General features: G+C 46.1%; 10 protein-coding genes and 1 CRISPR repeat array. Of the genes, 9 read left to right on the forward strand and 1 reads right to left on the reverse strand.

The genetic code is table 11. The features are described from left to right. Positions 1-31 precede the first annotated feature (31 nt). The 5 genes from ACOCD9_RS18475 to cas2 are packed head-to-tail and all read left to right on the forward strand — an operon-like array spanning position 32 to position 3,346. Positions 32-598 (forward strand): Uma2 family endonuclease, encoded by a 567-nt coding sequence (locus ACOCD9_RS18475; RefSeq protein ID WP_419548146.1) that lies wholly within the window; start codon positions 32-34, stop codon positions 596-598. Further along, entirely contained in the window at positions 598-1,431 is an 834-nt protein-coding gene (gene cas6 / locus ACOCD9_RS18480; protein WP_287701806.1) for a CRISPR-associated endoribonuclease Cas6, read from the forward strand. Before ACOCD9_RS18475 ends, cas6 begins: the two co-directional genes overlap by 1 nt. A 2-nt stretch (positions 1,432-1,433) precedes the next feature. Then, complete coding sequence (gene cas4 / locus ACOCD9_RS18485) at positions 1,434-2,027, forward strand: CRISPR-associated protein Cas4 (RefSeq protein WP_110579695.1); 594 nt, start codon at positions 1,434-1,436, stop codon at positions 2,025-2,027. A gap of 5 nt (positions 2,028-2,032) precedes the next feature. Continuing rightward, positions 2,033-3,061 (forward strand): type I-D CRISPR-associated endonuclease Cas1d, encoded by a 1,029-nt coding sequence (gene cas1d, locus ACOCD9_RS18490; RefSeq protein ID WP_419548141.1) that lies wholly within the window; start codon positions 2,033-2,035, stop codon positions 3,059-3,061. 12 nt (positions 3,062-3,073) lie between these two features. Beyond that, entirely contained in the window at positions 3,074-3,346 is a 273-nt protein-coding gene (gene cas2 / locus ACOCD9_RS18495) for a CRISPR-associated endonuclease Cas2 (protein WP_287701802.1), read from the forward strand. 233 nt (positions 3,347-3,579) lie between these two features. After that, positions 3,580-7,508: direct repeats of the CRISPR family, unit length 37 nt; unit sequence GTTCCAATTAATCTTAAACCCTACTAGGGATTGAAAC. A gap of 63 nt (positions 7,509-7,571) precedes the next feature. Here cas2 and ACOCD9_RS18500 read toward each other — a convergent pair. Continuing rightward, a complete protein-coding gene (locus ACOCD9_RS18500) occupies positions 7,572-7,802 on the reverse strand; it encodes a hypothetical protein (RefSeq protein ID WP_419548142.1) in 231 nt (76 codons plus the stop codon). Positions 7,803-7,941: 139 nt separating this feature from the next. Here ACOCD9_RS18500 and ACOCD9_RS18505 point away from each other — a divergent pair, with 139 nt between their 5' ends. The 4 genes from ACOCD9_RS18505 to ACOCD9_RS18520 all read left to right on the forward strand — a co-directional run bounded on the left by ACOCD9_RS18505 (position 7,942) and on the right by ACOCD9_RS18520 (position 12,911). Next, positions 7,942-8,874, forward strand: coding sequence for an ATP-binding protein (locus ACOCD9_RS18505; RefSeq protein WP_419548143.1), 933 nt, complete (start codon positions 7,942-7,944; stop codon positions 8,872-8,874). A gap of 210 nt (positions 8,875-9,084) precedes the next feature. After that, on the forward strand, positions 9,085-10,137 hold the full coding sequence (locus ACOCD9_RS18510) for a metal-dependent hydrolase (protein ID WP_419548144.1): 1,053 nt from the start codon (positions 9,085-9,087) through the stop codon (positions 10,135-10,137). Next, the gene (locus ACOCD9_RS18515) at positions 10,127-11,221 is read left to right on the forward strand and encodes an ATP-binding protein (protein WP_123230656.1); all 1,095 of its coding nucleotides are present in this window, start codon (positions 10,127-10,129) and stop codon (positions 11,219-11,221) included. The genes ACOCD9_RS18510 and ACOCD9_RS18515 overlap by 11 nt, the downstream gene beginning before the upstream one ends. Beyond that, positions 11,214-12,911: a hypothetical protein gene (locus ACOCD9_RS18520; protein WP_419548145.1), complete on the forward strand. Its 1,698-nt coding sequence runs from the start codon at positions 11,214-11,216 to the stop codon at positions 12,909-12,911. Before ACOCD9_RS18515 ends, ACOCD9_RS18520 begins: the two co-directional genes overlap by 8 nt. The last annotated feature ends 211 nt before the right edge of the window (positions 12,912-13,122 follow it).

The following is a 13,122-nucleotide window of genomic DNA, read 5'->3' on the forward strand; positions in this document are numbered from 1 at the left end:
GGCGCGGGATATGTTCACTACACTATATACCATGACTCTTATCTCTTCTAAATCCCTCACTTTACGGGAATTTTTCTCACTAACCGCTCCCGATGGCGATATTACCTATGAATTAGTCGATGGAGAAGCGATCCCAAAAATGTCACCGAAATTCTTTCATTCTCGTTTAACTGGTGCTTTATTTCTCGTACTCGATCGCTGGAATCAAGGACGGGGAGAAGTGGGAATCGAATGGGCGATCATTCTCAGCAAAAACGATCGAGATTGGTGTCCGGTTCCCGATCTTCTCTACATTTCCCCGGAAAGGTTAGGAGATATTCCCCTCACCGATGAAGCTTGTCCCGTTCCCCCGGAATTAGTCATCGAAATTATCTCTCCGGAACAATCTTTCAGCAGCCTGAGCGAAAAAGCCGTAAACTACCTAAAAGCGGGAGTCAGTCGCGTCTGGATCGTCGATCCCCGGGCCAAGCAGATCACGATTTTCTATCCCGACGCACCCCCAGCGATTAAAAAAGGCGATGACGAAATTAGCGATATTCTCCTCCCCGATTTAACCCTAACTCCCGGACAAATTTTCGCCAAAGCCCGATTAAGTTAATGCCCTACAGTCTCGTTCTCAATCTCACACCTCGATCGCCGATCTATCCGAATTTTCTCACCGGACGACACCTTCACGCGCTATTTCTTACCCTTGTCAGTAGTGTCGATCAGGAATTAGGGAACATTCTACACGCATCGGAGGCGGATAAAGCTTTTACCTTATCGCCACTACAGATGCAGTCTAGGGGAAAAACGATAAATTCCCCGCAGTGGCGACACGAACGGGAGATCGCGCCCGAAACTCCCTGCTGGTGGCGGATTTCTCTGCTCGATGACCGATTATTCGGTAAATTAACCTCACTCTGGTTGAATCTCAATCCAAAACAACCCTGGCATCTCGGTTCCGCCGATCTCGTCATCACTAGCGTCCTCGCCACCCCGCAATCGGTTCAATTCTGGGCGAACTCTTGTACTTATCAATACCTGTATGAAAACGCCTCGGAAACGAATCGGGAATTTGATTTCCTTTTTGCTACCCCCGTCACCTTCCGGCAGGGAAAATTCGATAGTGCCTTACCGACGCGGGAACTGGTGTTTAATAGCCTTCTTGGTCGTTGGAATCGCTATAGCGGTATCCCCTTCGATTCCATCGCCCTAGAGTCGATTTTCCCCAGTTTCTTCGATATTCAAACGAAATTAGCCGACGAAGCCTATAAAAACCAGTCGATCGGTTGTGTAGGCGAGATTCACTATCGTCTTTTGGGAGAGGTGGAACCCGCAAAGATTAAAGCGATTAATGCACTGGCGGATTTTGCCCTCTACGCGGGAGTGGGACGGAAAACCACCATGGGGATGGGGATGACTCGCAGAATTGCTAAGGAGAAAAGATAGCCATGGATGAATCTGACTACATACCGATCGCCGCTCTCAACCATTACGCCTACTGTCCCCACCGTTGTTGGAGAATGTTCGTCGCCGGGGAATTTCTCGATAATAGCTATACGATCGAGGGAACAAATTTACACCAACGAGTTCACACCGTCGGGGCGGGAAACCGCGAGGAAATATGGCAAATTCGGGCGATCTGGCTTAAATCAGACAATTACCGTCTCATCGGTAAAGCCGATCTGATCGAGTCCCACGACGGTGAATTTATCCCCGTGGAATACAAACGGGGCAGTAAGGGCGAATGGGATAACGACGAGTTGCAGGTGTGCGCTCAAGCCATCTGTTTGGAAGAAATGACGGGAAAAAGGCTAGATACTGGCTATATCTACTATGCCAGTTCCCACCAGCGTCAACCGGTGGCGATCGATCTTGCTTTACGGCAACGGGCGATCGCTACGATCCGAGCAGTTGAAACCCTGATCCAGACGGGAAAAATGCCCCCGGCGGTCTATTCACCCCGCTGCAAGGGATGCAGTTTGTTTGATCGCTGCTTGCCCCGATTAACCGAAAAAGTCCAACGATATCGAGAGGAAGACTAAAAAATATGGGAACGGTATATGTGACGAGAGAAGACGCATTTCTCGGCAAAAATGACGAGCGTTTAACGGTCAAAGCATCCAAGGAAACGATCCTCGATGTACCTCTATTGAACGTGGAAGGAGTGGTGATTTTCGGACGGGGTTCAGTTTCTCCCGCATTGGTGATCGAATTGTTGGAACGTCATATTCCCCTGAGTTTCGTCACATCCACCGGACGCTATCTCGGTAGATTGGAACCGGAGATGACCAAAAATATTTTCGTTCGTCGAGCGCAATGGCAGGCCGCCGGCGATTCTCCGAAAGCCATTCATTTAGTGCGGGGATTCGTCCGCGGCAAGCTGAAGAATTACCGCAACATTCTGCTCCGTCGTCAACGAGATCGAAAAGAGTTGGATTTACAAACGGCGATCGCTTGTCTGGAAGCAGCGATCGGATCGATCGAAACAACCTCGGCGCTTGCCCTGAGCTACGTCGAAGGGATCGATTCTCTCCGGGGGTTAGAAGGAGCCGGAAGCGCAGCCTATTTCAGTTGTTTTGATTCCCTAATTCTCGGTGATACTTTTACCTTTACCTCGCGTAACCGTCGCCCCCCGCGAGATCCGGTCAATTCTCTTTTGAGTCTGGGTTATGCGTTATTGCGCCATGACGTGCAGAGTGCGATCAATTTGGTCGGTTTTGACCCCTATCTCGGTTATCTTCACTATCAACGCTACGGTCGCCCCTCGCTGGCACTGGATCTGATGGAAGAATTTAGAGCGATCGTCGTTGATGCCGTGGTTCTCAACGGGGTCAATCATCCTTATCTTACCCCCGAACATTTCACCACCGAACTCTTAAGCGGTGCGGTTTCCTTGACGAGAGAGGGGCTACAGATTTTCCTGCGCTTGTACGAACAGAAGAAACAATCCAAGTTTAAGCATCCGGTAATGGGTAAACAGTGTACTTATCAAGAAGCTTTCGAGATTCAGGCCCGACTGATGGCGAAATATCTCATGGACGAGACGGATAAGTATCCACCCTTGATTTTAAAGTAGGTAGAGGCGGTCATGTATTTTGTTGTCAGTTACGACATTTCCGACGATAAGCGACGAACCAAAATTCACAATACGTTAAAGTCCTACGGCCAACGGGTGCAGTATAGTGTTTTTGAGTGCGATCTAACCGATACCCAGTACGCCAAGCTGCGCGGGCGCTTGAGTAAGTTGATCAAACCTGATACCGATAGCATCCGCTTTTATTTTCTCTGCGCCTGTTGTCGGGGTAAAGTGGAACGTATCGGTGGTAAGTTACCCCGGGATAATACAATTTTTTTTGTTTAGCTCGGTTGCGCTTCCGGGTAGCTGTAAAAATTCTTAACTATTATGTGGTGGCTGAAAAGCTTATGGAATATAGATTCGAGATGATTTTCCTTTCCAACGCGGGGCGCACCTTATCCCGTAAGGTTTTGCGGGGTCTTGAAGAACTGGGTCACTTGCTGTATGATTGGTTTATTGCGGGTGCGGCGCATACGAACCTTGAAAATCCCACAGCGTATAGCTTTTACCACTGGGCGGTTCCAATTAATCTTAAACCCTACTAGGGATTGAAACCTCTACGGTATTGGCAAATTTAACTGCATTATCAGGTTCCAATTAATCTTAAACCCTACTAGGGATTGAAACTTCTATAGTAAAATCAACAGAAGATTTATCTTTGGTTCCAATTAATCTTAAACCCTACTAGGGATTGAAACCTAACATCAAAATAATTTACTTAACTAAAACTATGTTCCAATTAATCTTAAACCCTACTAGGGATTGAAACCCACCCCCCAACGCACCCTCAGAGATACCGATATTGTTCCAATTAATCTTAAACCCTACTAGGGATTGAAACCCCGCAGTCCTTTCGGCAAAAGTCCGCCCTACCAAGTTCCAATTAATCTTAAACCCTACTAGGGATTGAAACAACTAACTAATTTACCTGTTTTATCAGCTTCTCAAGTTCCAATTAATCTTAAACCCTACTAGGGATTGAAACGAGATATTTCTTTGATTGCAATTGGAGTAACATCCATGTTCCAATTAATCTTAAACCCTACTAGGGATTGAAACAATCTCGGTAACTTTGAGTCCGTAAATGTCAGGTTCCAATTAATCTTAAACCCTACTAGGGATTGAAACCATAAATCCTCGTTAATAGTCGTAAAAATATCCTGTTCCAATTAATCTTAAACCCTACTAGGGATTGAAACGACGTAGAAGTAATTGGAAAAAGCGGAGAGAACCCAAGTTCCAATTAATCTTAAACCCTACTAGGGATTGAAACAAAATTTCATTTAGTATTTCCTGAGATTTACCAAGTTCCAATTAATCTTAAACCCTACTAGGGATTGAAACAAAATTTCATTTAGTATTTCCTGAGATTTACCAATAGTTCCAATTAATCTTAAACCCTACTAGGGATTGAAACATTTATTAGATTAAGAGTAGGCAAAATTTGAGTTGTTCCAATTAATCTTAAACCCTACTAGGGATTGAAACATCTTTTGACCGTTGAAGTTAACAGCGAATTTGAGTTCCAATTAATCTTAAACCCTACTAGGGATTGAAACTTGTTAGTTGCGATTCTAGTGATGATTACTATGAAGTTCCAATTAATCTTAAACCCTACTAGGGATTGAAACTGCGAATTAAAATATTTATTTGCGATCGAAGTTCGTTCCAATTAATCTTAAACCCTACTAGGGATTGAAACGGGTACAGGAGTCGAACCTGCTATTGAAAGCTTGTTCCAATTAATCTTAAACCCTACTAGGGATTGAAACTACAAAGTTTATCGCTGTTTGGCATTAGGGGAATCGTTCCAATTAATCTTAAACCCTACTAGGGATTGAAACGGGCGAATATTATCGCTCGGACGGCTTCTTTGAGGTTCCAATTAATCTTAAACCCTACTAGGGATTGAAACAGGATGCAAGTTTGTGGATTAAAAATTAAAGATAAGTTCCAATTAATCTTAAACCCTACTAGGGATTGAAACGATCTCCGATTGAGGTTTTGGCTGAATCAATCCGGTTCCAATTAATCTTAAACCCTACTAGGGATTGAAACGTAAGCTAACTTTATTGATTCGGGGGGAGAGCTTAATGGTTCCAATTAATCTTAAACCCTACTAGGGATTGAAACTACTAGAGGATCAGGTGGCAAAGGAATTAAATCTAGTTCCAATTAATCTTAAACCCTACTAGGGATTGAAACGTCATTAACTGGACAAAATGGATGATGATCAAGGTGTTCCAATTAATCTTAAACCCTACTAGGGATTGAAACGGGGAGAGAGCGCGGGGAAACTGCCTTGATCGAATGTTCCAATTAATCTTAAACCCTACTAGGGATTGAAACAACTTTCAGAACCTTTTAGATAACCGAGATACCCAGAAGTTCCAATTAATCTTAAACCCTACTAGGGATTGAAACACCCCACCGATGAGGAAATGGAATTAATCAACCAATGTTCCAATTAATCTTAAACCCTACTAGGGATTGAAACAACCTTATCTAACCAAACACAGATTCTTTGACCCCGGTTCCAATTAATCTTAAACCCTACTAGGGATTGAAACAATCTAAAATTTTGGAATTTTAGATTAACTCTTGTTCCAATTAATCTTAAACCCTACTAGGGATTGAAACCACCTTTTTTATAAGCTTCCTTGAGAGCATATTTGTTCCAATTAATCTTAAACCCTACTAGGGATTGAAACATCCTTTTATTTCCTAAACTATACCCTCACCTCTCGTTCCAATTAATCTTAAACCCTACTAGGGATTGAAACACTATTGAATCGTGGTGTGGCCATAAAATCATATGTTCCAATTAATCTTAAACCCTACTAGGGATTGAAACAAAGATTTTCAACTAAATCAAGAGAGCCGTGAAGGTTCCAATTAATCTTAAACCCTACTAGGGATTGAAACATAAATCCTGGCTCTAAGGTATCGTTTGCAATTCGTTCCAATTAATCTTAAACCCTACTAGGGATTGAAACATTTGACCTTCTCCCCATACTTCAAGGGATACACGGGTTCCAATTAATCTTAAACCCTACTAGGGATTGAAACCTGATGTAGAGACTGGTATCCCAAAAAACCTTTAGGTTCCAATTAATCTTAAACCCTACTAGGGATTGAAACTTAACGGCACTATGCTTAACTCCTCTCAGGAGGTTCCAATTAATCTTAAACCCTACTAGGGATTGAAACCTTGTAAGTCACAAATCTAGAGGCTTGATAATCCTTGTTCCAATTAATCTTAAACCCTACTAGGGATTGAAACATCATCTAACCTTGATTCTACCCTTGATAGCCTCTCAGATAGTTCCAATTAATCTTAAACCCTACTAGGGATTGAAACTTAAATTACTTTGGAGATGATAATCGATATTGGTATAGTTCCAATTAATCTTAAACCCTACTAGGGATTGAAACTTCACTGGGGTGGGCTGTGGATTGATTTTCCTCACGTTCCAATTAATCTTAAACCCTACTAGGGATTGAAACTTTGGGTCGGATGGGAACCGCCACTAACAATTTTCGTTCCAATTAATCTTAAACCCTACTAGGGATTGAAACCTCAAAATCCTAACAGCGATTCCCGCCAATGGTTTGCGGCTGGTTCCAATTAATCTTAAACCCTACTAGGGATTGAAACATTACATCAGTCACTCTTCGGTTCGCACAAATCAGGTTCCAATTAATCTTAAACCCTACTAGGGATTGAAACTGACAATTCGCTGCCTGTTAATAGCTTGACAAAAGTTCCAATTAATCTTAAACCCTACTAGGGATTGAAACGGAAAAATTGTGATATTATAACCACCACCACAGGGTTCCAATTAATCTTAAACCCTACTAGGGATTGAAACTACAAGGCTTAAAAGGTGATAAGGGAGATAAGGGGTTCCAATTAATCTTAAACCCTACTAGGGATTGAAACTGGCAAAGGAATCAACCTTATTAAGGTGTAGGTGTTCCAATTAATCTTAAACCCTACTAGGGATTGAAACAGATGATCTCGGATTTTTGGATTGATTTGATTGCGGGTTCCAATTAATCTTAAACCCTACTAGGGATTGAAACAGTTATTGAAACAGCAAAAAAAGACTTAGAAATCCGTTCCAAATAATCTTAAACCCTAATAGGGATTGAAACTTGTTTACGCCCGCCTCCGAGCGGGTTTTTTATTGTTCCAATTAATCTTAAACGCTAATAGGGATTGAAACTTGTAATTGACCACTGATACTGATAACTGACTACTGTTCCAATTAATCTTAAACCCTAATAGGGATTGAAACTTGGGTGATGCGAACTGTGCTTATTTCGTTGCTGCCGTTCCAAATAATCTTAAACCCTAATAGGGATTGAAACTTGGGTGATGCGAACTGTGCTTATTTCGTTGCTGCCGTTCCAAATAATCTTAAACCCTAATAGGGATTGAAACTGTTTCCAGGGTAGGGTAAAGTGCGACTCGGTTCCAATATCGGGACGTTGGGATCTTTTTCGTTTAAAACCTTGAGAGGCTTTTCAAGGTAAAATGCGGCTCGGTTCCAATATCGGGACGTTGGGGATGTGTCTGACCGTGATTGTAGTTTTTCGGTTCTTTAGATTGTCCGCTATTACTTTTTGCTTTTGCCATGATTACCCCGCTATTGATTCTCCGACCGACTACCCGCCCTTTGGTGATGTATAGAGTAAATCCAGCAAAACCATCGATTATTATCAATGCAATTGTCAAGGTTTACCACCTATTTCTAGGATGCCACGAATAGCGGTCAATACTTCACTTTCTCTCACCGGAAGTAAAGTAGTACAAAATTATTTCCTAGTAAAGATCGGGGGGAACTATAGTAGAAAGGGAACTGGGAATCGGAACGATGATCGAGCGACACAGAAGGAGATTGGCTAACGGGGAGGAGCGGGTCTATACCTACGGGGTTGGAGCGGACGGTGAGCGTCAGTCCTTGTCGATCCGTTCCGTTGATGATTCCCTTTCAATCTCCTGCTATAGGCGAGCAGAAAAAGAGCGGGTGGTGGCCGCCCTACTAGCCAATGCCAGTTTGTTGGTGGTGGGGGAAGCTGGTGCGGGAAAGACCTTTTTAGCGGAGCGGGTGATCGAGGACTTGTGGGGGCGGGGGTTTCCGGTGGCCGCCCCTGCCATCGGCACGGTCAAACAGATGCTTCTGGAAATCGCCGGGGATTTGGGGGTAGATACGGAGACGCTAGAGGGCAAACCGATGACGGCACAACAGTTACAGGAAACCATCGCCGAATGGTTGCAAAATAACATCGCTTTTCTAGTCATGGACAATGCCCACAGGTTCCCCGTTTCTCTGCGTTGCTGGTTGGAAAAACTGCATTTACAGGGACAGCCGATATTATTGTTGGCTACTTACCCCCCGGCCCGAGATATTTTTTTGAAGCTTCCCCGCATCGAATTGGAAGCCTTACCAGAAAGGGCGATCCGCGAAATTATGGAGGGGGAAGCAAACGATTTGGGATTGCAGGTGACACCGGGTAAATTAGCCGATTGGCAACAACGGGCGATCGGTAATCCCATGTTAGCGAAACGGGTGGTCAAGGAAGAATATTTAGGATTGGAGGGCAATAATTACGACCATACCCAGTGGATCGACGGTACTCCCCTACTAATTGCCGTTCTCATGTGCTTTATGATTCTCAGATTCTTGGGACTCGGTTTTAATAACACCAGTCTTTATCTGATCGGAGGGATACTGACCGTAGCGGTGGGAATGGTCAGGTTGATGATTTATTCCTTACCCCGACAGTCTAACCGTTTGGGACGCTGATCTTATTGATCAGTTGTTAGTTATCGGTTATCAGTTATCCGCTATTATTTGTCAGTTTACCGATTACCGATCACAGCAAAAAACCAACCCTTGCCGCTCGATAATTTAATTAAATTTACAATTCTCACTTCCTAATTCAGAACTGATATATAACTTGTAATCTATAATTCACAATTTATAATTCATAATTTATAACTCATAATTTATATGATGAGCGTCACTCATATAGCCTTTTCGGTAGCTTTGACGAGCATAACGTTGGGAACCGCCAATCCGGAGATATTGGGCATAGCGGCGGTGGCGGCCTTGTTACCAGATATTGACACGGGCAAAAGCTCGCTCGGACGGCTCTTGTTTCCCGTCAGCAGTTGGCTAGAAAAGAGAACGGTTCACCGGGGCATAACCCACAGTTTCTTTGCGTCGGGTGTCGTCACCCTTGCGGCTTATCCCTTGGCCCTACTAGGTTATAGTCAACTCTGGTACGGTCTGATTCTCGGTTACTTTTTCGGCTGGTTTGCCGATGTTTTTACTAAGTCGGGAGTGCAGGCGTTTTATCCCGGTCGGGGAAGGATGATCATCCCCAGAAATCCCCGTTTGAGGTTGGCCACGGGCAGTAATGCGGAGTGGTTCCTGCTGTTTATTCTTGTGGTCGTCTCCATCCTGAGTATTTCTATCAATAGTGGTGGCGGTCTGATTCGCGGATTCAATCAGGCGTTGGGTTTGCCGTCGGGAGCGATCGAGACGGTGAACGAGGATGCTTCCCGCTATCTGTTGCGGGTTAGGGTTCAAGGGAGAAATGCCATTACCGAACAGCCGGTGGATGCCACCTACGAGGTAATCGAACCGTTGACCGTTAGCGATCTGCTGGTCAAGGACGAAGGGGGAACGTTGTACCGACTGGGTTCGAGTCAGGAATCTCAGATCATCGCCTCCCGCATTCGGGTGGAACGGGTCGCGCCAGTCCAAGTAAAGATCGAAAATATTGTCTTGGAAGATGAATATTTAGATAGGCTCGCTAATTTAACGGAACCCTTCGGCGCAGCTCAGGGTAACAGGGTATATTTAACGGGAACGCTGACCATTGCTGATGGTTCGGGTCTAAGTTTGCCCAGTCATGCCGACCGTTTCGATACTATTACCCTACAACCGGGTAACGTCGCCTACGCCCGACTTACCGCCGCTAGTCCCCAGTATGCGATCGACAAGTTGGGAGAATACAGCGTTTCAGGTCATCTCATCGCTAGGATAGTCAATGTTCAATAAACAGCAGAAACCACTACCCACCGCCGTTTTACGGGCCCCCAATTCCCCATCGGACGAATCATCGCCACCGTCTGGCATCCTTCTGGGGGATAACTGTTATTGGAATCCGGGTCATCTCCCCAACGGTCACATCGTCGCCATCGGTGCATCCGGTAGTGGCAAAACCCAGACCCTCAAAGCGATCGCCTATTCTCTTCGACAGACCTATCCCGATATTCAGTTATTTATCATCGATTTCCACGGTGATCAGGAGATTATCGGCGAAACTTGTTATCCCCTGCACATGGCCAGTTCTCACGGCATCAATCCCCTGATTGTCAACCTCGATGCTGAAGGGGGTGGTCCTCATCTACAGGCCATCGCCGTTACCACCACCCTCAAACGCTCCTTACAGTTGGGACCAAATCAGGAGGGTTTACTGTTAGAAATATTGCAATTTTGTTACAACCGGCGGGGTATCAGTCAAGAACAACCGACGAGTTGGACAAGGGAAGCGCCCAATTTTACCGATTTGCAGCAGGAGATCGAGTCGCGGGTTGAGAGCGGCTGTAAGGAATCCCAAAAACTGAAACTGAAACTGATAGCCACCTTCACCTACGGTGTCTTCTGTCGTCCCCAACCCGACTTCACCGAGAAACATATCCGCATCGACCTCTCGAAATTACCGCCGGAGATCGGGGCGATTGCCGCTGAATCCTTGGCCTGGCAATTGATGAACCAACACCGGTTAACCGGCGAAATCGAAGGGAAACTACCCCGTACCTACCTATTCATCGATGAGGCTAAGGAATTGCGGAAAAGTCGGGCCTGTGACCGCATCATCGCTGACGGTCGTAAATACGGGCTGGGTTTGGTGTTGGCATCCCAATCGGAACGACATCTCAGCGACGACGTGATCGGTAACTCCTCTACCAAAATCGTTCTGCCAGTGGACCAGTCAGAAGTGAAGCGGGTGGCCGCCAAATTCCGGTTTGCCGAGAAGAAAGTAGCCGAGTTAGTACCCTTGACCGCCCTATGTCGTTTCGGCAAACAGGCAGAAGTGACCAGTATCTTTCCTTATCACCGGAGGGTAGAAGATGGTTAGCACTCTTTCTAGGTCAAAACCCCACCAGCGACGCACTGAGACGGTTTTCGCTATCCTCGACGACGCACCAGCTGGTACGACCTACGAAGGTCTGATCTCGTTGGTACGGGAGAAAACGGGTAAGGGTTGTTCCCGCAAGCTGATTAGTCGCTGGAAACGGGAACGCACGGGAGAAACCGTCTCAGAAATTCCAACTGTCTTGGAAATTCCAACTGTCTTAGAAACCCCGACCACTTTGGAAACGATCGCTTCTCAAAAAACACTTAGACAAAGTTCAGTGCCTGGCCTGAGAGAAGCCGAAGGGCTTACCCTGAGAGAAGCCGATACTTCCCCCATTGTCCCCAGAATCGAGAAACACAGCGAGAAAACAAGCGAGAGCGTTGCCCTGAGAGAAGCCGATACTTCCCCCATTGTCCCAGAACCATTCTATTCCCCCCGTCCTGATTTCTTTCGTTATCTGACCGTTGCCGCCGCCGTCATCATCGCCCTAGTCGGTTGCAGTTACACCACCGCCCAAAAAACCCCCAGCACCCCCGTTACACCCGTTACCACCTCTTACCCCCCTTATCAAGGGGGGATTAAGGGGGGATCCTCTCCGAAAAAAACCCACTCCACCGTACCGAGAGAGATCAAAATCCGATTGACCCTTACCACCCCCGCAGATCTGCGGGTCAAACAAGGTTCTCGGATCGTTGCGGGTCAGATACTAAGCGATCGCATTACCGAGAGACAACGACTCCAAACCCAACGTCAACAGTTGGAACTCTCCCTAAAAAAGTTACAGATTCCCCTACCCGAACTCACCTTACCTTCACCACCCCCAACATTAAATAAACTTCCCCCTGTTTCCTACCGGCAAGAAATTGCTCATATTACCCTGAAAACGGGAGAATTACAACAGATAGAGACTAAAATAACCCAACAAAAACAGAAAATTTCTCAATTACTAGCCCTTCCCTCTGCCCCCCTTATCAAGGGGGGATTAAGGGGGGATCCCGTTAATGTCGCTTCCCTACCCACTTTTGTTACTATCGACTCTCAACCTTTACCCCCTTATCAAGGAGGCCAGGGGGGATCCGTGGAGACAATTATCGAACACGAACGGGCGAAACTCTCCCAAATGGAAACGGAACGGGAACAGGCAAAAATACAACTGGACATCGCCCGTGCCGCCCTATCAACCGCCAAGGAAAAGCGTCTTCAGGAAGAATACCAATTGGCTCTAGAAGAAAACCGACGGGCGATCACCCTTCAGAACCAACAACTGGAAGTGGAGAAACAGAGGGCAGTTCGCGCCGCACAACTTCAGGAACGGGAATACAACCAAGCGGTGATCAGGACGAGAATACAGGAGATCGACAATGCACTGGTTCAATTGGCTACGGTTAAGGCTCCCTACCCCGGAACGGTCAAACGGCTTAAATGGCAGGGTCAGGATGATCGCCTTCTCACTGTCGAGCTTACTGTTGACGTTAACCCTGAGCAAGTCCGAAGGGTTAACCCTGAGCGAAACCAAAGGGTTAACCCTGAGCGAAACCAAAGGGTTAACCCTGAGCGAAACCAAAGGGTTAACCCTGAGCGAAACCAAAGGGTTAACCCTGAGCGAAGCCAAAGGGTTAACCCACCGCGACGCCGATCGGGTACCCCGGAGCGAAAGCGCTGCGGTAACGCTCCGACACCCCAGGGTTAACCCAGAGCGAAACCAACGCGTTAACCCTGAGCGAAACCACCGCGTTAACCCTGAGCGAACCCACACCGGTAACCCTGAGCGAACCCCCAGGGTTAACCCTGAGCGAAACCCAAGGGTTAACCCTGAGCGAAACCAAAGGGTTAACCCTGAGCGAAACCAAAGGGTTAACCCTGAGCGAAACCAAAGGGTTAACCCTGAGCGAAACCAAAGG

It is taken from the genome of Microcystis sp. (assembly GCF_048564745.1).
Lineage (GTDB): Bacteria > Cyanobacteriota > Cyanobacteriia > Cyanobacteriales > Microcystaceae > Microcystis > Microcystis ichthyoblabe_A.

Coding starts and splice junctions, on each gene's coding strand:
- ACOCD9_RS18475 (WP_419548146.1), top strand. CDS start 32: ATGACTCTTATCTCTTCTAAATCCCTCACTTTACGGGAATTTTTCTCA.
- cas6 (WP_287701806.1), top strand. CDS start 598: ATGCCCTACAGTCTCGTTCTCAATCTCACACCTCGATCGCCGATCTAT.
- cas4 (WP_110579695.1), top strand. CDS start 1,434: ATGGATGAATCTGACTACATACCGATCGCCGCTCTCAACCATTACGCC.
- cas1d (WP_419548141.1), top strand. CDS start 2,033: ATGGGAACGGTATATGTGACGAGAGAAGACGCATTTCTCGGCAAAAAT.
- cas2 (WP_287701802.1), top strand. CDS start 3,074: ATGTATTTTGTTGTCAGTTACGACATTTCCGACGATAAGCGACGAACC.
- ACOCD9_RS18505 (WP_419548143.1), top strand. CDS start 7,942: ATGATCGAGCGACACAGAAGGAGATTGGCTAACGGGGAGGAGCGGGTC.
- ACOCD9_RS18510 (WP_419548144.1), top strand. CDS start 9,085: ATGAGCGTCACTCATATAGCCTTTTCGGTAGCTTTGACGAGCATAACG.
- ACOCD9_RS18515 (WP_123230656.1), top strand. CDS start 10,127: ATGTTCAATAAACAGCAGAAACCACTACCCACCGCCGTTTTACGGGCC.
- ACOCD9_RS18520 (WP_419548145.1), top strand. CDS start 11,214: ATGGTTAGCACTCTTTCTAGGTCAAAACCCCACCAGCGACGCACTGAG.